16 protein-coding genes are annotated in these 24,915 nt (G+C 58.8%); 12 read left to right on the top strand and 4 right to left on the bottom strand.

Features of this window, described 5'->3' with window-relative positions; all coding sequences use genetic code 11:
• Positions 1-95: 95 nt before the first annotated feature.
• Positions 96-1,094 carry an alpha/beta fold hydrolase gene (locus ABIQ96_RS13270; RefSeq protein ID WP_348215083.1) on the top strand — a complete coding sequence of 333 codons (999 nt, stop codon included), beginning with the start codon at positions 96-98 and terminating at the stop codon, positions 1,092-1,094.
• Positions 1,095-1,132: 38 nt separating this feature from the next.
• Here the strand turns inward: ABIQ96_RS13270 and ABIQ96_RS13265 are convergent, their stop codons facing one another.
• The 4 genes from ABIQ96_RS13265 to ABIQ96_RS13250 form a co-directional block, all read right to left on the bottom strand.
• On the bottom strand, positions 1,133-3,229 hold the full coding sequence (locus ABIQ96_RS13265; RefSeq protein WP_348215082.1) for a hypothetical protein: 2,097 nt from the start codon (positions 3,227-3,229) through the stop codon (positions 1,133-1,135).
• 413 nt (positions 3,230-3,642) lie between these two features.
• Positions 3,643-4,383, bottom strand: a complete 741-nt coding sequence (locus ABIQ96_RS13260; RefSeq protein WP_348215081.1) for a DUF6261 family protein — start codon at positions 4,381-4,383, stop codon at positions 3,643-3,645.
• 248 nt (positions 4,384-4,631) lie between these two features.
• Positions 4,632-5,357, bottom strand: a complete 726-nt coding sequence (locus tag ABIQ96_RS13255) for a sigma-70 family RNA polymerase sigma factor (RefSeq protein ID WP_348215080.1) — start codon at positions 5,355-5,357, stop codon at positions 4,632-4,634.
• 4 nt (positions 5,358-5,361) lie between these two features.
• Entirely contained in the window at positions 5,362-8,922 is a 3,561-nt protein-coding gene (locus ABIQ96_RS13250) for a DUF4019 domain-containing protein (RefSeq protein WP_348215079.1), read from the bottom strand.
• A gap of 200 nt (positions 8,923-9,122) precedes the next feature.
• Between ABIQ96_RS13250 and ABIQ96_RS13245 the strand changes: the two genes are divergently transcribed.
• The 11 genes from ABIQ96_RS13245 to ABIQ96_RS13195 all read left to right on the top strand — a co-directional run bounded on the left by ABIQ96_RS13245 (position 9,123) and on the right by ABIQ96_RS13195 (position 24,889).
• Positions 9,123-9,668 carry a hypothetical protein gene (locus ABIQ96_RS13245; RefSeq protein WP_348215078.1) on the top strand — a complete coding sequence of 182 codons (546 nt, stop codon included), beginning with the start codon at positions 9,123-9,125 and terminating at the stop codon, positions 9,666-9,668.
• 111 nt (positions 9,669-9,779) lie between these two features.
• On the top strand, positions 9,780-10,457 hold the full coding sequence (gene ispD / locus ABIQ96_RS13240) for a 2-C-methyl-D-erythritol 4-phosphate cytidylyltransferase (RefSeq protein WP_348215077.1): 678 nt from the start codon (positions 9,780-9,782) through the stop codon (positions 10,455-10,457).
• Positions 10,454-11,719, top strand: a complete 1,266-nt coding sequence (locus ABIQ96_RS13235) for a pitrilysin family protein (RefSeq protein WP_348215076.1) — start codon at positions 10,454-10,456, stop codon at positions 11,717-11,719. The genes ispD and ABIQ96_RS13235 overlap by 4 nt, the downstream gene beginning before the upstream one ends.
• Before the next feature lie 27 nt (positions 11,720-11,746).
• Positions 11,747-12,439, top strand: a complete 693-nt coding sequence (locus ABIQ96_RS13230) for a TIGR02206 family membrane protein (protein ID WP_348215075.1) — start codon at positions 11,747-11,749, stop codon at positions 12,437-12,439.
• Between the two features lie 123 nt (positions 12,440-12,562).
• Positions 12,563-13,090 carry a hypothetical protein gene (locus ABIQ96_RS13225; RefSeq protein WP_348215074.1) on the top strand — a complete coding sequence of 176 codons (528 nt, stop codon included), beginning with the start codon at positions 12,563-12,565 and terminating at the stop codon, positions 13,088-13,090.
• A gap of 72 nt (positions 13,091-13,162) precedes the next feature.
• Entirely contained in the window at positions 13,163-13,939 is a 777-nt protein-coding gene (locus ABIQ96_RS13220) for a class I SAM-dependent methyltransferase (protein ID WP_348215073.1), read from the top strand.
• A gap of 60 nt (positions 13,940-13,999) precedes the next feature.
• The gene (locus ABIQ96_RS13215; RefSeq protein WP_348215072.1) at positions 14,000-15,565 is read left to right on the top strand and encodes a glucan biosynthesis protein; all 1,566 of its coding nucleotides are present in this window, start codon (positions 14,000-14,002) and stop codon (positions 15,563-15,565) included.
• Positions 15,541-16,131 (top strand): hypothetical protein, encoded by a 591-nt coding sequence (locus tag ABIQ96_RS13210; protein ID WP_348215071.1) that lies wholly within the window; start codon positions 15,541-15,543, stop codon positions 16,129-16,131. The genes ABIQ96_RS13215 and ABIQ96_RS13210 overlap by 25 nt, the downstream gene beginning before the upstream one ends.
• Entirely contained in the window at positions 16,131-18,314 is a 2,184-nt protein-coding gene (gene mdoH / locus ABIQ96_RS13205; RefSeq protein ID WP_348215070.1) for a glucans biosynthesis glucosyltransferase MdoH, read from the top strand. The genes ABIQ96_RS13210 and mdoH overlap by 1 nt, the downstream gene beginning before the upstream one ends.
• Positions 18,283-19,509 carry a galactokinase gene (galK, locus tag ABIQ96_RS13200; RefSeq protein WP_348215069.1) on the top strand — a complete coding sequence of 409 codons (1,227 nt, stop codon included), beginning with the start codon at positions 18,283-18,285 and terminating at the stop codon, positions 19,507-19,509. Before mdoH ends, galK begins: the two co-directional genes overlap by 32 nt.
• Before the next feature lie 133 nt (positions 19,510-19,642).
• A complete protein-coding gene (locus ABIQ96_RS13195; protein WP_348215068.1) occupies positions 19,643-24,889 on the top strand; it encodes a lamin tail domain-containing protein in 5,247 nt (1,748 codons plus the stop codon).
• The last annotated feature ends 26 nt before the right edge of the window (positions 24,890-24,915 follow it).

The following is a 24,915-nucleotide window of genomic DNA, read 5'->3' as shown; positions in this document are numbered from 1 at the left end:
TTTCGCTTCCGTGAAATTCCCGTGAAGTTCGCATTCCAGATTGTCTCCCCGCGCAATTGACCGCTAGAAGCTGGATTGTTTTTCCAAACGGCATCATGAAATTCCTCCGCAAGCGCTGGCGTGGCATCCTCATTGCCATCGTCCTCCTCGTCATCGTCACCGCATCCGGACTCATCTTCTGGGCCGGATCTGAAATCGCCAGTCCCACGCAGCGTCCGTTGATGGACTATCACCACGAATTTCTATCAAATTCAACGGCACACGGCCTCGTCATCAAAAGTTTCACCGCCAGCGATGGCACGCCCTGCCTCGTCGTCACGCCTGATCCATCCGGAAATCTCGGTGATCGCGGAAACAAGATCCGCCAGCAACTCACCGCGCGCGGCCTCACTCTGAAACCCTCTGGCCAAATCGTCGGAACGCTGGTGCTCGTCCATGGCCGCAAAGGCCGGAAGGAAGACTACCTGCCCATCGCCGAACGGCTTTGCGCCGCGGGTTTCCGCTGTGTGATTCCGGATCTTCCCGCCCATGGCGATCATCCCGCGACCATCGCCACCTACGGCGTCCGCGAGGCCACATTGCCCGCACGGGTCCTCACCGAAGCGGCGAAACAATTCTCATTCGATCTCCAACCCGCCGGGCTGCTAGGCATGTCGACGGGCGGCTCGGTTTCCGTCCACGCGGCAGACCAGCCGGCTGCGCCGTGGAAGGCGCTGGCGGTGATTTGCAGTTTCGATTCCTTCCCGAAAGTCATCGAAGGCCAGGCGTCCTACTACATCGGCTCCACGCTCGGACCGTTTTGGGCCAAGGGCACGGACCTCGTCTATCATTGGAAATCCGGCATCCATCTCGCTGACATCCAGCCGCACCACCACGCCGCCAACCTCCGGATTCCTACCCTCATCGCCCACGGCACGGCGGACCATGTGTCTTCCATCACCTGCGGCAAATGCCTGTTCGATTCCCTCCCCACCGCCACGCCGAAACGCTGGATCGAAATCCCCGGTGCCGGTCACGACAACGTCCTCATCACCGCCTATCCGATCTACGCCGACATCGCCGAGTGGATGCTGCGGCATGTGAGCCAAATGTAGCGGCGGTCTGCGACCGTCGGCAGGTTATCGATCCGTCATTATTGATCAGCGTAGCGGTAAATTCTCATCACCTCTCCAAGGTCCTTGTCATTGATCAGAGCCTTCACCCCGCCAGGCACTTCGGCAGGAGTTAGCAGTCGATAGATCGCATGCAGTGCTGCGGAGCGCACTGGACCGGGGAAATTCGTGGCAAGCAGAGACTCGAAAAACGGCACATCCTCTTTCGAGGCAAATGCAGCCGCAAGCAGCGCCGCGAAGGCGCGGACGGGACGTTGGACGTGCTCGTCGAGCACCCGTTGTTTCAGAAGTGGCAATGCCTTCGCATGCAGATCTTCCTTGGTGTTCAGAAAATCAGAAACCTCGCTATCATCGTCACCCAGACCGATAATGAGGGCCGCTAGGAATTTGTCCTGCTCCTCCGGGCTTCCCACTCCCTTTTCCAACAGGGCATGGGCAGCACAGCCACGCGCCGCATCATCCGACATTGTCAGCGCCAGCTTCAACAGAGCGATTCCTTGTTCTCCAGACCGTGCCAACGAATAGGCGACATAATCCCGCTGCCCAATGTTCACATCATATTTGAACAGCTCGGAAAATTTGCCGGTCAATTCACCGTCCTGAACTGTTCCTACAGATAACGGTTCGTCGGCATCCTGAATGGCAGGGGCGGCACGTTGGTCCAAACATTTCCTGATCGTAACGCCGAGGTCGGGATCATTTTCAAGTGCCAGCAGAGAGGCGGGCAAGTCTCCGTGAGATGAGACCTGAAAGATGTTATACACTGCGGATTCACGGATATAAACGGGCTGGGATGACTTGAGCATCTCCTCGAAAAACGGAATATCGGCAGAAGATCCGAAAATCCCCAGATACGAAAATGCCGAGGTGCGATCATCCTTCGAGAGACTCGAATCCAGGACCCGCTGTTTGAGAAGGGGGAACGCCTCCACTTTCCTACTCTTGTGATTGGCCATATAGCTAGTGCCGTCATTGGCTACGATGCTGGCAATGTATCTGGCGCGCTCCGCTGCTGACGTGGGATGAGCATTCAGGAGTTTCACCACATTGGAACTCGGCAGCAGCTCGGGATTCTTTGAAAACACCGCAGAGAACACCTCAACGCCCCTCTCCCCCGCAGATTCCAACAGCCGATATGCTGCCGAACGGAGGTCACTGTTTTTGGACTTCAAATATTCTCCGATCTCCGCCGCCTCCCGCTGTTCCATCCAGTTTCCACCCATTTTGCGATCCTGGATCACCTGCATCGCCGCAAGCTGGATCGAGACATAGTTCGACCGCGTCGCTGCCATGTAATCCGCAAAGCCAAATGGGACATCCATTCCGTCTTCACCGGCCTTGTCATCCGGCCAGAGCGAAGGGATAGCCAGTTTCCGGTATTCTCCCGCAACGATACGCTCGCGGTTCAGATCCCACCATTTCCGGATGAGGGCATCCGTCTCAGACGAATATTCAGAATGCCGCAATGTCCCGCCAACTAGGTTGAACCACGACTTCAACCTCGGGGTAAGAACGCGCGACTTCTCGATGATCGTCATGAAAGAACTGCGGGAATATTCCGAGATGGTGCCGAATACGACATCTCCAGGATTGTCATCTTTTGGTTCGTTTTCAGGCTTCAGGAAAAGTGTCTTTTCCAATCGCGGGATGAGCCATTCCTGCCCCGACTCCCCTAGAATTTCCGCAGCCCCTTGGCTTCGTCCCTGGCCCTGCTCAAGCTGGGAAAGCAGAAAGTTGATCGTGTCCTCATCTTTAAGACGGACCAGCATCACCAGTTGATCCCGCGACCACGAAAACTGCCATTCGTTCTCCGCATAGCACTTCGATTTCCAGCGTTCCCGCCAGAGCGGATACTCATCGGGTGGCAGAGAATCGAAATCGAAAGCCTCAAAAAGTGCGCGATCGCGGATTTCAGCCATTCCGCTCAATGCAGGTTTCCGTGATAACAGCCATGCAGGTGCCGGAAGAGCAGGTTGCCTTACCGCATGCGCATTGTTGGCGGGCGGTGGTTCCTCCTTCGGCGGTGGAGGGGGCGGCGCGCTATCCGCTAGAGCCAACGTGATGGGAAGAATGAGCAAGGAGACGAGAATTGCGAGGAGGGATGTTATCGTTTTCATCGGCGAATGATGCAGAGTTTTGGATTCTGCTCTTGGAGAGCCTTGATTGCCGGAAAGCTAGCGACCACGGCGGACGGCGGGCGAGTGAATTTCCCGGGAGATGGGAAATTGGGAGGCCGGTTGGTGTGCGGGAGTGCAAGCGAAGTTGATTTGGGGTCCTTACGGTGTGCGAGAGCGGAAACGAACTTGATTTGGACCCATAACGGTCTGCGGAAACGCGAACGAAGTTGATTTGGAGCCCTCGCAGTGTGTGAGGGACACAAACGATCCTGATTGGCGTCGTGACGGCGTGCGGGAGCACAAACAAGGTTGATTTGCGGCCATGACGGAGTGCGCGGACGCAAAACCGCCGGTTTTGGCATCCTGACGGGGTGTGAGGGGCGCAAAACCGGCGGGTTTGGGGAGTTACGGGATTATTGCGGGGCGGGGACCGGGTCGGGGGCGGCCTGTGCTTTGGTGCGGCGGGCCAGCGCGGGGGCCATGAGGGTGGTGATGACTTCGTCCATCTTGGCAATCGCCCCAGCGAGCTCGGGGGTGGGTGCGAGGGTTTCCCATTGGGCGATGTTGTCCAACAGGAGATTGAGCCGGAGGGTGAGCAGCGGGCGGTGCTGGGCGATGGTGGGGAGGGTTTCGCCGCCTTCAGTGGCGGATTTGTCCGCGGCGAGGTCTTCGAAGGCGGTCTGGGCCTGCTCCATTTGGCCGAAGAGCGCGGCTAGGTTCAGTGCGGTGAGATCCGCGGTGGATTGGGGCTTTTTGAGATCGGCGACGAGGGCGTCCATCAGGCCGGACTGGCGGTTATAACCGAGGCGATGGAGGGTATTCCCATGGAGGGCGAAGATGGCCTGGAGCCGGTCTCCGGCGGCGCGTTGTTCCGCCGTGGCGGTGGGATTTTTCGCCCAGGTGGCGGAGAAATCCCGGAGGGTGGTGAAGGCGGCATCGCGGGTGTCATCGGCGGCTTTCAAGGGGCCGGTGAAATCGCTGGCGGCCTGGCGGGAAGCGGCCTGGATGATGGCGGCGCGGTCCGCCTCCGCAGCGGTGGAGATGATTCCTAGCAGCGGCTGGGTGGCGAACAAGGGATTCCACAACGGTGCGAGACGGGCGGCGGCGGTGGTGAGTTCCTCGGTGGTTAGCAGGGTGGTGAACAGGGATTGCATGATGGTAGTTATGTTAGTTTCTGATAAATCAGGCAGACCATGACTGGGTTTTTGAAAAAATCTAGCAATCTGTTCGAAAATCTTCCGGGCTCCGCGAACATCCCGGCGAGGCTTTCCAAATCGCCCATCAAAAAATCACCAATCCGCAATCATCAATCGATTCCCGCTGGCCAATCCCTGCCGGAGATTGGATTGATGATTGATGAATTCCGATTGTTGATTTTTGATCGAAAGATGCATTGGCGCAGCTACCGGAACGCTCCTAGCAGCACCGCCAGCTCCTCCTCGACCATCGCCGGATCCGCCAGGGTGTCGGCGACCTCGTTTCTGAGCATTTCGCGGTAGCGTTTCCGTAAACGATGGACCGCCACCCGCAGCGTTCCTTCGTCGATCCCCTGCTCTTCCGCGGCTTGGGCGAAGGGAATCTCGCCTTTTCCCACGGTGAGGAAGCATTTCATCCGCTCGAAGCGATCCGCTTTTCCGTCCGCCGTCCACTCGTCCCGCAGGCGCACGATCACGCGTTCCAACAGCGCCACCGCCCACTCCCGATCGAAGATCTCGTCCGGGCTGCGCATGGCGGCATCGGCGATTTGGAACTGCGTGTCCGCGCTCTGCCAATCGAGCGGGAAATGGGTGATCGAGCCGCCGCGTTTCAGGCGCTGGGATTTGTCCCACTCGTTTGCCAGGAAGTTCTTCAGCGAGGCTAGCAGAAAGGCGCGGAACCTTCCGCGTTCGCTATCCGTTTTCGCAAAATCCCGCCGGCCCAGCAGATCGGCGAAGAACGCTTGTGTCAGATCCTCGGCATCTTCCTTGGTATGACCGCGCCGCCGGACATAGGCATACAGCGGAAACCAATACGATCGGCACAACGCTTCCAGCGCATCCGCCGATTGCGGCGTGCCGGAGTTTCCCGCCGCGAGGACGATGGTCCAACGGGTGGTGGCGAAGAAATCGTTAGGGGCCGGTTGGGACATCAATCTATTGGATCGAGTAAGCTGCTGCACGCCAGATGCCGTCCTTTCCCTGTTGGAACGTGACGAGTTCGGACAAACGTCGTTCCGAAGCAAATACGGTTTCAAATTGCATCACCAGATAGCGTCCATCCGGAGCGCCCGCCAACGATGTCGCTTCGGTCACATTCTTGAGTTTACGGAACTTCGGCTCGCCAAGAGGCTTGCGGAACGATTCCATCGACTGCCGCCATTGATCCGGGGTGACACTTTTCTTGAAAAACTCGGCCGCCTGCTCCCAAGACTTCAGCAAGCTGCCGGAATCCACCGCGCACATCCATATCTGGGCTTGGGACACCACCGCGTAGTCCATCGACGGTCCGGGCGGAACAACGAGCGTCCGCTGCTCCTTGTAACCATAGAGCGCCCACACCGAATCGGGCCGCGCTCCCTCCGTAATGTCGCACAACACCTGCCAAGCCGGAACCTGATCGAACTTCTGCGGCTTGCACTTCACACTCAACCATGGAACGGCATCGGTGGTGCCTTTCGCCACGGACCAGCCGGCTGATTGAATGTAAGTGATCGATCCGGAAGGGCGCTGGCCGGTGACCCTCATCACCGCCTCGTCCACGGCCAGATTTTCGATTTGCAAGGTCACCGGGAATTCCAATTGTGAACCTTCCCGTGGCATGATCACCCAGGTTTTTCCGCGTTCCGTGGGGTGCCAGCAGAATGGAGTATCCCGAGTGACCTGATTGAGAAAATCTTCCACCGAATCCGCCACGATCCTCCCCTCGTAGCGCGCTCCCAAATCAAGGATGGGGAACCCTCCCAGTTTACGATCGTAGCTAAAATTATAGGCATCCCTAAGCCGCTCTGTTTCTTCGGAGTCAAGCGGGCTGTCTGCCGGCTTTCCATCCCGCTTCAATCCGATGTCCAGGTTCTCAAAACAAAGCCGCACGCCATAGTCGCTGCGGAAGCGAATGACGATTTTCTGCATGGTGTCTCCCGCACGATCAAAATCGATCTTCATTTTGTCCGGGCTGTTCTTCTCACCATCGGCGAAATCCATTTTGGCAATGCCCGCTTTGCGACAAGCCTCCATCACTTCCACGACCTTCGTGTAAGTCACCAGCGGGGAACTCCGGATCACCACCGACAGGTCGGGGTGTCCGCGGTGCACCCGGTTGAGTTCCTCATTGAGAGCTGCCAGTGAAACCGCTTTACCATCCAAACTGATCTCGCCATCCGAGAAGATCCCGATCACTGCCTTTTGAGGTCCAGGAGGCCCCACCGGCAAATCCTTCCAATCCACCGTCCTCAGCGGGCGCGTGCCGATGCGGAATTTCGCCACGTCAGCGATCGGCACATTAAAATCAAATGTTTCCACCATGGGACTTCCGGATCCGCCTGTGCGAAACCAGTCTCCCACGATCTCCCGGCCATTCTTAGTGACTGCGATCACCCCGAACCGACGGACGCTTTGTTCAGCCTCTTCCACCGCCAGCATTAAAAACGACTGCCCACCCGCATTTTGTCCCATCGCAGTGATGCTGGTGTTTCCATACCCAAAGCTCGAACCCCGGTTATTCGGCTCCACGATTTGCTCCTTGATTTTCTCCAAAGGGCCGAGGGTGTAATTGAGCCGAATAATGAGTGGCCTGGTCGTATCCACAGCCAGGGTCATGACGGACCATCCGAGCTGACCGCCTTTCCCACGGGTTTCACTGCGTTTCCCGTCCATGCCGTCTATTTCCGGGATTACACGTCCTTGTTCATCGAGAAATTGAAGCTCGGTGGTGTTCGACTTTTCCAACAGCGGATGTGAAAACCAAAATGTCATCCCCCTGATTGCCTCGCCCTTGCTTCGATCATAAGCATAGTTAGGCCCGATCTCCCTCAGCCACGCCAGTTCCTCCGGATCCGTCACCGGCGAACCGTCAGGATGCCAAACCTCCTTCCGCGGAGACTGCCATCCGATGAATTGAAGCTTCGGCGGCTCTGCCAATGTTTTGGCATCATTCTCGGGGTGGCTGACCGGATGCATTTCATCCGCCAACCTCGATGCTCGTTGCATGACCTGCTGTTGAATCGGATCGGGCGATTCCGGAGGGCCAACGGGAGAGACGGCAGGAGACCACTGGATTTCGACGCGAAGGCCGTTGGAAAAGAACAGTTGAGACAGCGGATCCTTTCCGTCGATTTTCAACTCCTTGGTTTCCCAGCGGGAATGATCCGAAGACGTTGTAACCATTGCGACCGGAGCATCCGAACGCGTGGCGTCCACCCGGGTTTTGAACCACAGCGATTGTCCTCCTGTCAACGTGATCCCCGTGCCGGAATTCGGGGTCCATTGAGTATCCCCCCACTTCTTCACGTCGTAACTTACTCCCTTGCCTCCTGGTGATTCGGGATGAGTGAATTTGAATTTGATACGGCCCATGACCGGGGCCTTGTAGGCAGAATTCAGAGAGGACGCTGGATAAACGCGTCCCGACTGTCGCAGTGCCAACCACAACACTCCTGTCACGAAACATGCCGCAACCATCCATTTGATCTTATTGGAACGTGCACGTGACGGTGTGTATTCCGGCGCGACGATGTTTTGCGTGACCGCCTCCACCCGCGTCTTCATGTCTTTCGCAGTCTGATAGCGCAACTCGGGCTCTTTCTCCAAGGCACGAAGAACCATCTCATCAAGGCGGACATCGATGTGGACTTTCTTCGACGGTGCTTGGAGATCCTTGCCCGGCAGCTCGCCGGTTAGCATTTGATAGAAAACGACACCCAGGGCGTAGATGTCGGCACGGTGATCGACGTCCGACGGATGGTCGATCTGTTCGGGGGCCATGTATTGGGGCGTGCCCATGATTTTTCCGGCCAATGTGGCATCAGTCTGGGACGGTCGCACTTCATCATCCGTCCGACGGTCACAGACCGCCGCTACAAATTTCGCAATGCCGAAATCGGCGACTTTCACGCGGCCGAGCCGGTCGAGCAGGATGTTCTCCGGCTTGATGTCGCGGTGGACGATGCCTTGGTCGTGGGCGAACTGCAGCGCGTCGCAAATCTGCGGAACGATGGCCAGCGCCTCGCGCGGCGAGATCCGGCCGGTGCGCATGAGCTGGGCGAGGTTCACACCATCGACGTATTCCATCAGGAAGTAGAAGAGGGGTTGAGAGTTGGGGGTTGAGAGTTGAGAGGAAGAACCGAATTCGTGGATGGTGACGATTCCCGGGTGATTCAATTTCGCCAGTGCCTTGGCCTCGCGGGCGAAGCGGGCGGCGAATCCGGGAGTTTCGCCGATGGCGGGCGGCAGGATTTTCAGGGCGACGATGCGGTCGAGTTCCTTCTGGCGGACTTTGTAAACAGCGCCCATGCCGCCTTTGCCGATGAGTTCGAGGATTTCAAACTGCGGGAAGAGTTTGGCGAGTTCCTCGATGGTCGGCGGGTTGAAGGAAAACGGGGCACCATCGACAAATGTGTCCTCGGCCGCGCCCTGTTTGAGCAGGTCCGCGGGATCGAGCCCGGCGAGCGGGGGCTGGGGCGGGTTTTCCATCGGGTCGTTGCCGGGGATTGTGTCCATACCATTGCCAGAAGCAATGCGGGGAATTCGTTACCACAATTCTCGCGCGGCAAATCGGACGTCCTGTCCGCAGGATAGAGTCCGGGCAGCAATTCATATCAGAAATGCCGAATTGGTACATTGCCAACGAAGCGCTGGACCTTGTAGGAAACTGATTCCAACAACACACACCGCGTTTTCACCCCATCAACCGTAAAAACATGACATCACCCATCCGCTCAATCCGTCTCGCCGCCATCGCCTCGACCGCCGTGCTGGCAAGCTGCGCAGCCACCGTCCGGTCCCCATCTTCCGCAGACCTGAAAATGCAGCCCGGTGGAACGGGTGGCAAAAAAATCGTCATGGCCGTCAAGGGCAGCGAGGTGGCCGCGAAATCGGCTGACTGGGAACTGCTGCGAGCGGAATGGCGGACCAGCATGGCAAGCGCCACCCAAGCGGCGGGCATGTCATTCTCCTATCAGGAGTCCGAACCGAAGTCAGGTTCCGAGAAGGCAACAGCCGTCATCGTCGAGGTGAAGGACTACCGCTACATTTCTCCCGGAGCGCGCTACGGACTGGGAATCATGACCGGGAACGCCTACATGGATGCGGACGTGCGCTTCGTGGATCTTGGTACCGGCAAGGGACTGGGAACCAAAAACTACAACACGTCGTCAACCGCGTGGCAGGGCATTTTCTCGGCAATGACCGAAAAACAAATTCAGGCAATCTGTGCTGAAATCGTGAAAGACGTCTCGAAGAAGTAACCGCCCCCGACATCCGGTGGCAGTGAGCCTCCGGCTTTGAAGAAAATCGCCTTTCCCGGTCGTGAATTTGTCTCTTTGCGCCGCGGGAAGGCCGCTGCTAATACTCCACACATGCCCGCCGAACGACCGACCCGAACTTGCTCCGCGATCCTGGTAGCGGCGGGGTCCAGCCGGCGGATGGGGTTCGACAAACTGGCCGCGGAGCTGGCGGGCATCCCGGTTTTGCGCCGGACGTTGGAGGCATTTTTCGCAGCGAAATCGATCGCGGAAGTGGTGGTCGTTTGCCCGGAAGAACGTTGGGAGCTGCTGGGTGGAAATTTCCCGAAGCCAGTGAGACGCGTGGACGGCGGCGCAAACCGGCAGGATTCGGTGATGGCGGGATTGGCGGCTCTTTCTCTGGGATCGAGCCTGGTGGCGGTTCACGACGGCGCGCGGCCGTTGGTATCGCCGGAGGATATCGACCGCTGCGTGGCGGCTGCGGAGCAAAACCGCGCGGCAGCTCTGGCACGGCGGGTGACGGAAACCCTGAAGCGTGCGGATTCACTGGATTTCAGCACCGAAGGAGTTTCCCGGGAACAGCTTTGGTTCATGGAGACGCCGCAGGTTTTTGAAATTCCACTGTTGGTGGATTCCTACAACGACATCGTCGCCAGAGGACTGACGGTGACCGACGAGGTATCGGTGATGGAGGCGGCCGGGGTGCGGGTGAAACTCGTGGAATCCACGCGACCGAATTTAAAAATCACGACCCCGGCGGATCTGGCGCTGGCGGAGGCAATTTTATCATGAGCAAGGCAATTTATGAATGGCGGCAAATCCCTAACGGCCCGCGGTTGGCGGTCGCCACATTGGAGGATTCCGAGTGCGCGGCGCTGTCGATCTATATTCCGGCGGGCAGCCGCGATGAGTTGAATTTGCCGGCCGGGCTGGCGCACTTCGTCGAGCACATGGTGTTCAAGGGCACGGAGCGTAGGAGCGCGCGCGATCTGAGTTTTGAAATCGAAAACGCGGGCGGACAAATCAATGCCTGCACCTCGGAAGACCAGACAGTTTACGAAGGACGCGGCGAGGCGGATCTGATGCCGGTACTGGCGGACGTTCTATCCGACATGGTGTGGCATGCTACATTTCCCGCGAGCGAGATCGGTCTGGAGCGCGAGGTCATCGGCGAGGAAATCACGATGTATAAGGAGTCACCGGCGGATCACATCGGCGATCTGATTTCGTCCGCGCTTTGGGACGGGCATCCGCTTGGAAATTCGATTTCCGGCTCGTTGGAAACAATTGCGAAAATTGACAGAGAGACGCTGATGGAGTTCAGAAACCGCCATCATTTCCGCAGTGACGTGGTGATCGCGGCAGCGGGGCCTTTCACGGTGGAACAGATCATGGAAATGATTTCACCACATTTGCCCGGAAATTTCCATGCGGGAGAGCGGGCATTGGAATTCGACCGGACTACGGCGGCGCAGCGAATCGTGATCGACGAACGCGAAACCGACCAACTCCAGCTCGCTCTAGCCTGGCACACGCCCGGGCGGCATGCGGAATCACGTCACGCGCTGCGGATGCTGAGCATGATGTTAGGCGAGACGGCGAGCTCACGGTTGTTTCTCGAACTGCGCGAGGAACGCGGACTCTGCTATCAGATCAGCAGCGACGTGACATTCTTCGACGAGACCGGCGCCTTTGAAGTCAGCGCCGGACTGGATCCGGAATCGCGCGACGAAGCGCTGGCCTGCATCTATCGGGAGATCGGCGACTTGGTGGCCAACGGCCCGAAGCCCGGCGAGTTGGACCGTGCGAAGCGGCTGACCATCGCGCAGAGCAAGCTGTCCTTCGAATCCACCGGCTCGCATGCCGCGTGGGCGGGAGAAGGCGTGCTGGACTTCGGCCGTGTCCCCTCGCCTGCCGAGTGGCGGGCGAGCGTGATGGCGGTGACCGACGCGGAAGTGCAGGCGATCGCGCGGGAGGTTTTCGACGGCAAAGAGCCCTCGATGGCGGAGATCGGCGAAGGGAAGAGTTTACCGCAAAGTCGCAAAGGCCGCTGAGGGACGCGAAGGAAGAACCGATTTGTTATGCCCCGACCTTTTCATCCATTCACTCAAGAGCATTTGCTCGCACTCGGAGTCGGAGCGGCGGTGGCTGCTATCTTCTTGTTCGCGGGCAAGCGTGGCGGTGGAAGCCGCAGGCGGGCGACGGCGGTGCTCGCGCTCATTAATCTTTGCGTCTATCCGCTAAGCCTTGGAGCCTGGCTGTCGATGGATGTGGAAAAAGCCTGGGACAACCTGTTGCCCTTCCACCTGTGCGACGTCGCGGCGATCACCGCGGGCCTCGCGCTGATCACGAAACGCCCATTGCTGTGCGCGCTGACTTACTACTGGGGACTGGCCGCAACGATCCAGGGGCTTATCACTCCCGCGATCACGGTCGGATTTCCTGCCGCGCCTTTTATGATGTTCTTCGTGCACCATTTCGCGGTGGTGATTGCTGCGTTGTATCTGCCGATCGTGGACGGATGGCGGCCAAAGCTGCCGTTGTGGAAGAGCCCGCTGGAAGTGATGGGCTGGTCGATCCTCTATCTGATTTTCGCGATGACAGCGAATCGACTGCTCGGCAGCAATTTCGCCTTCGCCTCGCACCCGCCAACCAACCCGAGCCTGATCGACCATCTGGGGCCGTGGCCATGGTATCTTGTTTCCATGTTGGGACTCGCGACGACATTCTATTCCCTGCTGACGCTGCCGTTCGCGGGCAGATCGCGCGGGTAACGGCAGGATGGGAATTGAGCCATCGTAAAAAAGTCGATCCTTCATCCATTCATGTCCTAGACGAGCCTCCCCGTTCGTTGTAAGGGTGAACCGATGTGATTCGGACAAACCTCAACCCACACAATGATGAAAACACACATGATTTCCGCTGCCTTGATTTTCGCCGCTTCCGTTTTCGCGAATGCGGCCGAACCCGTTAAGACCACCAAGCCCGCGTCGCCGGAATTCGAGAAGATGAAGGCGCTGGTCGGCACTTGGAAGGGCAAGACCGACATGGGGGACGGCCCCGTGGAGATGACCATGCGCTACCGCCTGATCGCTGCGGGAAGCGTGATCGAAGAGCGCTGCATGGAAGGCACGCCTAACGAAATGGTGACGATGTATTATGACAACAAGGATGGCAAACTGGCACTGACGCACTATTGCATGATGGGCAACCGGCCAGCGATGAACGTGAAGTCGTCCGATGCAAAGTCGATCACGTTCGATTTCGACGCGGAGTGCTGCACGATCGACCCGAAGACGGAATCGCACATGCACGGGATGACCGTCCGCTTCGATGATCCGGACACCATCACCACCAGCTGCAAGGCGATCATGGACGGCAAGGAAATGCCGGAACATGAGACAGTGCTGAAGCGGGAGAAGTGAGCTCCCACCGCAGTCCATGGGGACACCTGCTCAACGGTTTGCAATCCGACGGGCATCCCCCATGCTCGCCGCATGTCGCAACCCTATCACTCGCTCGAAGCGGAACTGCATGACGCCTTTTGGGAGGCGGAGGACGACGGCTCGGAAGTTCGTCTGATGGCGGATTTTCTGAAGAAGTTTCCAGGAACGGCGCTGGAAATCGGATCCGGCTCGGGGCGTCTGATGTTTCCGCTGATCGAGATGGGGTTCGCCGTGGAGGGATTGGAGCTCTCTGCCGACATGATCGAACTCGGAAAGGTCAGTGCGCGGCAGATGGGCATCGAGCCAACGGTGCACGAAGGCGACATGTCGGCATGGGACGACGGGCGGAAATTTTACTCACTGCTGGCTCCGGCGTTCACGCTGCAACTGTCGGACGATCCGGAAAAAACGCTGCGGCATTGGCATGGGTTGCTGGAAAACAGCGGCGGGCTTTATCTCACAGTTTTCATGCCGTATGCCGAATTGCTCGGCGATTTGCCGGAAAACGAATGGTATGAAGATCACCGGGTGACTCTCCCGGATGGCCGCGAAGGTTTACTGGAAACCCGCCACACACTGGATCAGGAAAAGCAGGTGGTGGAGCGTGAACATCGATACACTCTCACCGGCGATCCGCCGCAGACCCACACGTCGAAGCAGAGCATCCGCTGGATTGAGCATCAGGAGATGATTTCTCTGCTGGCGCAATGTGGATTCCGGGTGGAACGGTTTTTCCTGGATTTCGACCCGCGGAGGGTGGTTTCCGATCCTGACCGGGTCGATTTTGACGGAATTCTGACCTATCTCGCTGTCCGGTCAGCCACATAAGTCTATTTTTATGAAAGATTTCCAGATCGCCATTCTTGACTGGAGGGGAGTATCGGCTCTATGACGCTTGCTGTGCCAAGGAATTTCACACTGCTGTTCACATTGGGAGTTCTGACTTCGTCCGCTTTAGCCCAAGTCGTTTGGCAGCGGGAGGAAGTCGGATTCGAGGGCATTCAAAGCCGGGCCAGGGATCTTGCGAACAAACCCTACGTCGCCCCCAACCGGGACGCGCTGCCGGAATGGATGAACACTCTGACCTATGATCAGTACCGCGACATCCGCTTCAACCCTAGCCAGGCATTGTGGGCGGCGGACAAATTGCCCTTCCGCGCGATGTTTTTCCACCCCGGTTATTTGTTCCGCGAGCCGGTGGTTCTCAATGAGTTCACGAAAACCCACGAGCAGCAGATCCGCTTGGCAGAAGCATTTTTCAACTACGGTCCGCTGATCAAAAAACACGGCGAGCTTCCGGCAGACGGAGGTTTCGCGGGATTCCGGCTCCACTATCCTCTGAACAAGCCGGATTATTTCGACGAGCTCGCCGTCTTCCAAGGCGCGAGCTACTGGCGCGCGCTCGGAAAAAACCAACGCTACGGCATTTCGTCACGCGGGATCGCGGTGGACACCGGCGCGGAAGGAGTCCCCGAGGAATTTCCCAATTTCCGCGAATTCTGGCTGCGCAAACCGGACCCCGACGCCACTCAGGCACGGATCTATGCATTGCTTGATGGCCCTTCTTACTCGGGTGCTTTCGAATTCACCATCACGCCGGGCGACATGACGATCATCGACGTGGATGCCGTGTTGTTCGCCCGCCGGGCGGTGAAACGTCTCGGCATCGCTCCGATGTCGAGCATGTTCTGGTTCGGCGAAAACTCGCGGCGGCGCTTCGATGACTTCCGTCCGGAAGTGCATGATTCCGATGGACTCGCGATCCGGATGGCGACCGGAGAACGCTTGTGGCGGCCGATTTCCAATGATTCCGGCAAGCAGGAATTCAGTTTCTTCGACATGGAAAAATGCGATGGCTTCGGCCTGCTCCAACGCGACCGCCGTTTCGCAGCGTATGAAGATGGAGAAGCCGCCTATCACCTCCGTCCGTCGCTGTGGATCGAACCCACTTCCGACTGGAAGGCCGGCCGGGTCATGCTGATGGAAAATCCGTCCACAAACGAACTGACCGACAACGTCGTGGCCATGTGGGAGCCTGCGGCCATGCCGCAACCAGGGGATCGGATCGAGTTCAAGTATCGCCAGCATTGGACGATGGACGAAGATCCCTCACAAGCTGACGGGCATGTCGTGGCTACCCGCACCGGGATTCACGACTGGCAGACCGAACAACGGACCATCGCCATCGAGTTTGTTGGAAACGCCCTCAACCAACAAAGCGATCTACCCCTCACACCGCAAGTGCAGGCAGTTGGTCCGGGATCGGAGAAAGTCAAAATTCAAGGCATCACCGTGCAATCGATGCCGGAAGCCCGCTGGCGTGTCGCGTTCCAAATCGCTCCCGCCGCCGAGGGTGCCAAGCTGTCCGATGTGGGACCCGTCGAACTCCGTTGCTGCATCAAACGCGGAGATAATTTCCTCACAGAAACATGGGTCCAACGTCTCACTCCCTAGAATCATTCCGTCCGCTCAGCGAGGACGAGCTCAATGAGTGGGAGGAAGCTTATGCGGCCGTAGAGGCCTACCTTCAAGCCCTGCGCCTGAGGAACCGCCTGCTTGTCGCCGAACTCGTCCGCGGAATCCTGTGGCGTGCGTCCGCCCGCCAGAAACTCGAACCGGAGAAACCCGCTCGATTGTTAGCGATGGAGGAAGCGCTGTCGGAAGTCGCCGAATGGACGCAGGACGTCCTCGACGTACCGTTGGAAAACCGCCGCCTCGCCGCACGGGGCCGCCTCGCGCTACTGTTGGCCGGGATGCCGGGAAAATGGCAGGGCACTTTCCTAACACCCGCACCGTGGCCTCCTGAATTCGTGGACGCCATGAAAAAATCCTACCTCGCCGCCGGTCCGCAGTTCGCGGAACTGACGATGGTTCCCAAGCCGCTTGAATTCAATGCCATCGGCAGCGGTGCCGCGCAGTGGTGGGAAACCATGGATCGCAAACCAATCACACGGCTCATGTTCATCTTCGTGGTGGTCGGTCTCATTGCCGTCGCCCTATGGTATTTCCTTTTGCACTGATGGAAAATCCCGACCTAACCGCCCGCCAGAGTGTCCCGCCGTTTTTCGGCCGCTTCCGCACGGTAGCGCGCCGCACCTTGTTTTTCGGCTGCGTGCTGATTGTGAACATCGCGGCCATCCTGTGGCTGACGGATATTTTCTGGCTGATGGGCTTTCAAAAGGCCCACTACCCGCTGATCGCGATCTTCGCCATCCTGAACGGCCTGCTGGTCCTTGGTTCGTTCCATGCGGTGTTCGGCGCCTTCGATATGGTGCTGGGCCGCAAACGCTCGGTTAGAATCACCGAGCTCGCGGATGGCAAGACCGGTCCGCTGGCTCATCGCCACGCGGTGGTCATGCCGGTCTACAATGAGGACAGCGTGAAAACCTGCGCGCGGATCGAGGCGATCTATCGATCCATCGAAGCGACCGGCAATCTCGACTCGTTCGATTTCTTCATTCTCAGCGACACCCGCGATCTCGACCTGTGGGTGATGGAGGAAACGTCATGGACGAATCTGTGCCGCAGTCTCGACGGTTTCGGCCGGATCTACTACCGCCGCCGCAAGACCAACGAGAACCGCAAGGCCGGGAACATCGGCGACTTTGTCCGCACCTGGGGGGGCAATTACGAAGCGATGCTGGTGCTCGACGCGGACAGCCTGATGGACGGCGCGGACATCGTGAAAATGACCCGCGTGATGGAAGCTTACCCGCGGTTGGGAATTCTCCAGACACCGCCGAAACTGATCCGTGGCGTCTCCGTTTTCACCCGGCTCCAACAGTTCGCGATGCGGCTCTACGGGCCGCTCTTCATCCGCGGACTCAACTACTGGCAGCTCATGGGCGGCAGCTACTGGGGCCACAACGCGCTGATCCGCATCAAGCCGTTCTCGGAATTTTGCGAGCTGCCCGCGCTGCCTGGACGCGAGCCGTTCGGAGGACGAATCCTGAGTCACGATTTCGTCGAAGCCGCTCTAATGGTCAGCCAAGGGTGGGAAGTCTGGCTCGCTTGGGACATCGAGGGCACCTACGAGGAAGCCCCGCCGACTTTGGTGGACCACCTGATCCGCGACCGCCGCTGGTGCCAGGGGAACCTCCAGCACATGTGGCTGATTTTCGCCCGCAAGCTGCCGTTTTCCGTCCGGATGCATCTTTTCATGGGGATCATGGCCTACTTGGGCAGCCCGATCTGGTTCCTGTTTCTCGCCCTCGGCACTTGGGTGGCCTACGAACGCTCGGCCAGCGATCTGAGCCTGCTGCCGTTTGAAAACTACGCCGCGCGCTGGTTCCACATCAATGGCGTCGAACAAAGTATCATTCTCACCGGGGCCATTTTCGCTCTGTTGTTCCTGCCGAAAATCCTCGCCGTCATCGGCGGTATCCTGACCCCAAGCATCCGGAAATCCTTCGGCGGTGGCATTCCGATCCTCATCGGCGCACTCTTTGAAACGATCGTTTCCATGCTATTGGCTCCCTGCATCATGGCCGCTCACACGATGATGGTCCTAAGCATCATCCTCGGCCGTGCGGTCGGCTGGGGAAATCAGAACCGCGAAACCGATGGCACTTCGTGGGGGGATGCGTTCCGCTTTCATGCGTTTCAAACAGTCCTTGGCATCGTCTGGACAGGAGTCGCCCTATGGATCGGCTACCGCCCCCATTACCTGAACCATCACATTCCCATCAATTTCTCCTTCGCCGCGTGGATGGTTCCCATCCTTCTCGGGCTGCTGCTGGCGGCTCCGGTCTCGGTGTGGACCAGCCGCTCCCGTTATGGGCGCGCCCTTGCGAAACGCAACATTCTGGCCACTCCCGAAGAACTCGAACCACCCGCCGTCATCAAGCTCGCCGACGAAGCACGGGCGGCGGTCGATCCCGCTCTCGACGCCTCGCAACCAGGCCGCCGGGGCATGGTCGGTGCAGTGGTCGATCCTTACGTCAACGGTGTCCACGTTTCACTTTTAGAACACTCCGACCTGACGGCCGCGGAGGAAATCCTCGCCGAGCGCTGCCTGAGCGAGGGCCCGGCCGCACTTTCCAAAAACGAACTTTCCGAACTTCTTTACCTCGCGCCCGCGATGCTCATGATGCACCGCGCCGTCTGGCTGCGCCCGGCGGAAGGAATGCACAACGTCTGGACCCAGGCCGTCGAAAGTTATCGCCGCCGCCTTGACCACTCCCCTAGCGTTGAACCCAGCTAACCGCTTCACTCCCATGCTTCAGATCAATCCCGACCTTACCGACCTTGTCTCAGATGCGGCAGTCGGTCTCGCCACCCGCCTCAAATCCAAGGCCACCATCACCGCCGCCGCTCCGGGCCGCGTGAATCTCATCGGCGAACACATCGACTACTGCGACGGCTTCGTCATGCCCTTCGCGATTGACCGCTACATCGTCATCGCCGGCTGTGCCAACGGCACCACCGAAGCCCGGATCACCTCGGCCATCAGCGAGGAAATCGCCATTCTCGACCTCACGAAAACCCAGGAAGTCGGCGAGCCAAAATGGGCGAACTACCTCCGCGGCGTCATCCGCGGGTTCCAGGACCGCGGCCACCACATCCCCGGCTTCGATGCTTACATCCTCTCCTCCGTCCCAGGTGGTGCCGGCCTTTCCTCCTCCGCCGCGCTCGAGTGCGCGACCGCTACATTTCTCGAAGGATTGTTAGACACCGTGCTCGACACACGGGAAAAAGCGCTGCTCTGCCAGAAAGCCGAACACGATTTCGCCCATGTCCCGTGCGGCATCATGGACCAGTTTGCTTCCGCGTTTGGAAAACCGAACCGCCTCGTGCTCATCGATTGCCAATCCGGCGAGCCCGAACTCGTGCCGTTTGAAAACCCCGATCTAACTGTTCTCATCTCGAACACGATGGTTCACCACGAGCTTTCCGACGGAGGCTACGCCGCACGTCGCAAACACACCGAAGACGGTCTTGCCATCCTCGGCAAAGCATCGTGGCGCGACGTCAACGCCTCCGACGTGCAGACCCACTGGGAGAAGCTGGGAGATCCTATCAACCGCCGCTCGCGCCATGTCGTTGGGGAAATTTCCCGCACCATCGCCGCCGCCTCCGCACTCGCCAGAAATGATTTCGAAACGCTCGGTCCGCTGATGGCCGCCAGCCACGACTCATTGCGCGACGATTTCGAAGTCTCCTGCAAAGAGCTCGACATCATGGTCGAGATCGCCCGCAAGATCGGCCGCAACGGCGGCGTCATCGGAGCCCGCATGACCGGCGGTGGTTTCGGCGGTTCGACCGTCACCCTCTGCGAATCCCGCAAGGCTTCGGAAATCGCGAACACCCTCGCGAGCGAATATGAGAAGGCCACCGGCATCAAACCGCAGATCTTCGCCTCCCGGCCATCCCTAGGAGCACACCTGATCGGAAAGTGATTCAGTGACAGTCCAGCGCGTTAAACGGGGCGAAGGATGACGGAAAAAGCCGTGCACTGAAATGGAGGTAACGGCGTGGTTACGCATTGAGGGTTGACAGGCGGGCCGTGTGGGGTTGGCGTGTTCATAACCCATGAAAATTCATCATGTTCTGTTCCTTTGCGGGCTATTGACCGGCATTTCTCCAGCCCAAGTTCAGATCCATGAAATCATGGCCTCGAACACCCGGGCCTACCCGGACATCACGGATTTCGAAGACTACCCGGACTGGATCGAACTGAAAAATACCGGTGTTTCCACCGCCAGCTTGAATGGCTATTTCCTGAGTGACGATCCGGCCGACCCTTTCAAATGGCCGGTGCCGTCCACCGCATCGATCGCGGCCGGCGGGTTCCAGCTTTTCATGGCGGACGGGCACGATGCCGCGCCGGGCCAGACATTTCCGCGCGGCTACTGGCCATGGAGAAATTTCACCACGGAAAAATACCACACGAATTTCAACCTCTCCTCGCTGGGCGAGACACTCACGCTGACCCAGGCGACGGGCATCACCACCGTGGATCTGGTGAACGCCTCGACCCCTGCCCCGGTTTCTCCGGCCACCGTGGCGACTTGGAAATACAAGGACAACGGCAGCGACCAGAGCACCCAGTGGCGCGCACGGATCTTCGACGATGCCGGCTGGGCATCCGGTCCCTCGGAGCTTGGCTACGGCGACGCTCCGGCGACGACCGTTTCCTACGGAGCCGACGCGGCGAACAAATACATCACCACCTATTTCCGCCACACCTTCAATGTCGCGAACCCGGCAGTCTATCATGGCCTTACCCTGAAACTGCTGGTGGACGACGGCTGCGTCATCTATCTGAACGGCGCGGAAGTCGTCCGGCGTAATATGCCTGATGGAGACGTCGATTACAAAACCCTCGCCACCCTCGCCGTGGGCGGCACCGACGAAAGCACGTTCTTCACCTATCATATCCCCGCCTCCGGTTTGGTCACCGGGAACAACGTGCTCGCCGTGGAAGTCCACCAATCCGCCGCTAACAGCTCCGATGTCAGTTTCGATCTCGGCTTGACCGGATCCTCCCACACCGGTGCCACGGCGGTGGACAGCATCACCTACACCCAGCAGGTGGACGATGTTTCCTACGGCCGCGACAACACCACGCCGGCGACCTGGAAACAATTCGCCGAAGCCACCCCGGGCGCGGCCAACACCACCGCCGCCGTCAACGATGTGCGGGTGACGGGAAATGCCGTGTCGTTTTCCCTCCCCGCGGGACTCTATCCGTCCGCGCAAAACGTGAGCCTGAGCAGCCCCGCCGGACCGATCCGCTACACGCTGGATGGCAGCAATCCGCGCAGCACTTCCACGCTCTACACCGGACCTATCAGCATCGCCACGACCACGGCGCTGCGGGCGCGTTGTTTCGAAACGGGCAAGGCTCCGGGTGCCATCGCGACGGCCACCTACATCATCGGGGAAACCCAGGGCAGCGTCCCCTACGTCTCGGTTGTCGCCGATCCGGAAACCCTCTTCGGCAACACGATTGGCATCTACACGAACCTGCACGAACCAACATCCACGGACTACGGACTGCATGATGTTTACAAAGGCAAGGACGCTCCGGGCCAGGTCGAGTTCTTCCCATCGGGAGGAGCCGCCGGATTCCGCGCGAACTGCGGCATCCGCATCGGCGGGGAAAACAACTGGGTCCATCCGCAAAAGGCGCTGAACATTTCCGTCCGCGGAAAATATGGCGACGATGAAATCAAATACGACATTTTCCCCGGCAGCCAGATTCCGATCCACAACGCCTTCACCCTGCGCGACGGCGGCGACAACTGGAACAAGGACATGCTCCGCGATTGCATGTTCCCCAAACTCGCCGTCGGACATCTGGCGGTGGACACGGCGGACTATCGGCCAAGCGTGGTCTTCATCAACGGCGCTTACTACGGCCTTCACGACATCCGCCAGCGCTGGGATGAAACATGGTTCGGTCAGAAATACCACATCGCCGCGGACAAGATCGATCACCTGTTATACGGCCACGTGGATTCCGCGTCCGTCTCGCTCGGTGTGGAAAAAGGCAGCTCCGCCGATTGGCTGGAGTTGATGGCGTTCCTCAACACCGCCGATCTAACGAACCCGACCAATTGGGCATATGCTGAATCGAAAATCGACATCGACAGCTTCATGGACTTCGTGATTTCCGAGTCCTACGGCAACAATACGAGCTGGCTGCACAACCGCGAGTTCTGGAAGGAGAAGAAGGCGGGCGCGAAATGGAAATGGTTCCTCACCGACATGGACCGCACGTTTTCCACTTCCACGCTCACCGGAACGCTGTCGGACATGCTCACGAATGAGGACGTTCTGAAACGGTTGAAACTCAACAACGGTTTCAAACAGCGCCTCGCCCAGCGCTACGCCGCCCACATGGCCGGAACCTTCACGACATCCCGAGTGCAGTCCGTCATCACCCAGATGGACACCGAGGTCACCGCCGAGGTCCCGCGCCACGTCACCCGCTGGTCGCCCAATGGAACCACGGTCGCCATCCGTGCGACCAACATCCAACAGATCAAGGACTACGCCACCCAGCGCAGCGCGAATTTCAACGCGGAAGTCACCACCCAGCTCGGTGTCGGCACAGCGGTGAATTTCACCCTCGGAGTGAACAACGCCGCCCAAGGCCAGGTGTTTGTCCAAGGCGTGCCCGTCGATCCATCCACATTCAAGATGTTTCCTAACATCGCATTCACTCTCCAGGCGGTGCCTGCACCGGGTTATGTTTTCACCGGTTGGACCGGAGCCACGGGCGGCGAAAGCATTTCCCTAACCATCACAGGAGCGCAGACCGTCACCGCGAATTTCGCGGCATCCGGCGAAACCGTGATCGGCGGCACACTGGCATCCAATACCACTCTCACCACCGGCACGGTTTATACCCTTTCCGGCGATCTGATCGTCCCGGCCGGAATCACCCTAACTATTCCCGCAGGTGTCGTGATTCACATGCCCCCGCTGCGCAATATCCGAGTGCAGGGCGTGATGAACATCAATGGCACCGCCGGCCAACCGGTCAGCATCACCGGCCGCAATGGCGGGCGCTGGGGTGGTATCAGTTTCGAAGATGGCAGCGGCCCATCAAATCTCGCCCATCTCATCGTCCGTGGCGCGACCAAAGGCTACGAGCCCGTGCTCTATGACCACGCCATCACCGGCCACAATGCCACGGTGGTCGCGGACTTCATCGACATCGACGATTGCGATCTCACCTTCTACATGTTTGGCGGCTCATGCACGTTGCGCGACAGCGTTTTGCACTCCGACTACACAGGGGATGGCATCCACGTGAAGAAAGGAGCTGCCCTCATCCAGCGCTGCACCCTGCTTGGAAACAACGCGCCGGATACCGATGCCATTGACTTCGACGGAGTGATCAACGGCGTGATCGAGGATTGCAAAATCTATCGATTCCAAGGTTCCAACAGCGATGGCATCGACATCGGCGAGGCGTGCTCGAACGTCCTTATCCAAGGCACCCAGATTTATTACAATTCCGACAAAGGCGTCTCCGTCGGCCAGGGCTCCACCGTCACGCTGCGCAAGCTTCTGGTCGTTGGTTGCACCCTGGGCGTCGGCATCAAGGACTTGGGTTCCGCCGCGACCATCGATCAATGCACCTTCGCCTCGTGCGGGACCGGCGTGGCGATTTATGAGAAAAACTTCGGCTCCGGCGGTGGATCGGCGTTGATCACCAACAGCATCATTTCCAAGCCCAGCACTCCACCGGTCACCGTGGATTCCTTCTCCAGCGCGACTGTTTCATACAGCCTCAGCGATACCGCGGCGCTTGCGGGAACCAACAACATTCTGGCTGATCCGTTGTTCGTCGATCCTGTGATTCTCAATTTCCAACTCCAGCCCACCTCCCCCGCCATCAACTCCGGCGATCCGGCACACGCCTTGGATCCGGACGCCACCATCGTCGATCGCGGTGCCCGTTATACCTATAGCGCGCTCGACTACCCTTACACCATCGGCGAGACCATCGTGGTGAACGAATTGCTGGCGAACTCCGGCTCCGCCAGTGATTGGATCGAACTGCACAACCGCACCGCCGCCGCCGTCAACATCGGCGGCTGGTTCCTCAGCGACAGCTCCGCGGATCTCTCGAAATACCGCATTCCGGCAGGCACCATCATTCCTGCGGGCGGCTACCTCGTCTATCATGAGGACACGAACTTCGGCACCACCAGCGTCGATACCAACAAGGTCACCCCGTTCGCCCTGAGCGATGCCGGAGAAACCGTCTATCTGAGTTCCGCCGTCAACGACGAGCTGACCGACTATCAGACGAAGGAGGACTTCGGTCCGAGCAACGAAGGCGAGACATTGGGATCCTATTACAAGCCCAGTTCGGATTCCTACAATTTCATCGCCATGAAATCTACCACTCCCGGATCAGCGAACAGCGGCCCGCGGGTCGGTCCCATCGTGATTTCGGAAATCATGTATAATCCCGCCGGCAACGGGGATGCCGAATACATCGAACTGCTTAACGTCAGCAATGCGCCGGTCACACTCTATGATCCGGCCAAAGCCAAAGCCTGGCGCATCAGCGATGGCATCGACTACGAATTCCCCGCAGTCAGCCCTCTAACTATCGCCGCCGGCGAACGCGTCATCCTCACGAAAAGCCTCACGCGTTTCAACACGTCGTTCGGCACCATCCTGCCCGCAGGCACCAAGGTTTTTGAATGGATCACCGGAAGTCTCAGCAACGCCGGGGAAAACCTGCAACTCGACCAACCCGGCCCCGTCGATTCCGCGAACATCCTGCAGTATGTCAGAATGGATCGGGTCAACTACGATGACGAGTTCCCGTGGTTCACCGCGCCGGATGGCAATGGTCCCTCTCTTTCCAAAATGTCGGAAAAGGACTATGGCAATGATTACATCAACTGGATCTCCGCCGGTGCCTCTCCAGGAGCGGCCACTCCCGGTTCCCGCTACGCCACCTGGGCCTCCTCCAACAGTGCCGGAGCCACCACGGCGGATGATGACCATGATGGCCTGAGCAATCTGATGGAGTATGCGCTCGGAACCGATCCGCATTCGAGCTCGCCCGTTTCGGTTCCCGCCGTCACTGTGCATCCCGGCTGGACCTCCTCGAGCTATCAGGTGTCCGGACTCACCTCGGACCTCGATTACTACCTCGAAGCCTCATCGAATCTCCAGCAGTGGACCCGGGTCGATGCCGCGCCCGTCTCCGTTTCCGGAAACCTACAGACGCGCACCTATCAGGAATCCACGTCCGGAATGATCAAACGCTTCTACCGCCTCGGTGTGAGTCAGAAACCCTAGGGTCGAAAATTCCCGTGCTTGCGGTG

This window comes from Luteolibacter sp. (assembly GCF_039920825.1).
Taxonomy (GTDB): Bacteria; Verrucomicrobiota; Verrucomicrobiia; order Verrucomicrobiales; family Akkermansiaceae; genus Luteolibacter.
Note: the sequence above shows the minus strand (reverse complement) of the source record. Positions and strands in the feature narration are given on the sequence as shown.

Bases quoted from the DNA above. Each gene is read 5' to 3' on its own strand.
- ABIQ96_RS13210 (WP_348215071.1), top strand. From the start codon at position 15,541: ATGGGTCCAACGTCTCACTCCCTAGAATCATTCCGTCCGCTCAGCGAG.
- ABIQ96_RS13245 (WP_348215078.1), top strand. From the start codon at position 9,123: ATGACATCACCCATCCGCTCAATCCGTCTCGCCGCCATCGCCTCGACC.
- ABIQ96_RS13220 (WP_348215073.1), top strand. From the start codon at position 13,163: ATGTCGCAACCCTATCACTCGCTCGAAGCGGAACTGCATGACGCCTTT.
- ABIQ96_RS13255 (WP_348215080.1), bottom strand. From the start codon at position 5,357: ATGTCCCAACCGGCCCCTAACGATTTCTTCGCCACCACCCGTTGGACC.
- ABIQ96_RS13230 (WP_348215075.1), top strand. From the start codon at position 11,747: ATGCCCCGACCTTTTCATCCATTCACTCAAGAGCATTTGCTCGCACTC.
- ABIQ96_RS13235 (WP_348215076.1), top strand. From the start codon at position 10,454: ATGAGCAAGGCAATTTATGAATGGCGGCAAATCCCTAACGGCCCGCGG.
- ispD (WP_348215077.1), top strand. From the start codon at position 9,780: ATGCCCGCCGAACGACCGACCCGAACTTGCTCCGCGATCCTGGTAGCG.
- ABIQ96_RS13225 (WP_348215074.1), top strand. From the start codon at position 12,563: ATGATGAAAACACACATGATTTCCGCTGCCTTGATTTTCGCCGCTTCC.
- ABIQ96_RS13270 (WP_348215083.1), top strand. From the start codon at position 96: ATGAAATTCCTCCGCAAGCGCTGGCGTGGCATCCTCATTGCCATCGTC.
- ABIQ96_RS13250 (WP_348215079.1), bottom strand. From the start codon at position 8,922: ATGGACACAATCCCCGGCAACGACCCGATGGAAAACCCGCCCCAGCCC.
- mdoH (WP_348215070.1), top strand. From the start codon at position 16,131: ATGGAAAATCCCGACCTAACCGCCCGCCAGAGTGTCCCGCCGTTTTTC.
- ABIQ96_RS13260 (WP_348215081.1), bottom strand. From the start codon at position 4,383: ATGCAATCCCTGTTCACCACCCTGCTAACCACCGAGGAACTCACCACC.
- ABIQ96_RS13215 (WP_348215072.1), top strand. From the start codon at position 14,000: ATGACGCTTGCTGTGCCAAGGAATTTCACACTGCTGTTCACATTGGGA.
- ABIQ96_RS13195 (WP_348215068.1), top strand. From the start codon at position 19,643: ATGAAAATTCATCATGTTCTGTTCCTTTGCGGGCTATTGACCGGCATT.
- ABIQ96_RS13265 (WP_348215082.1), bottom strand. From the start codon at position 3,229: ATGAAAACGATAACATCCCTCCTCGCAATTCTCGTCTCCTTGCTCATT.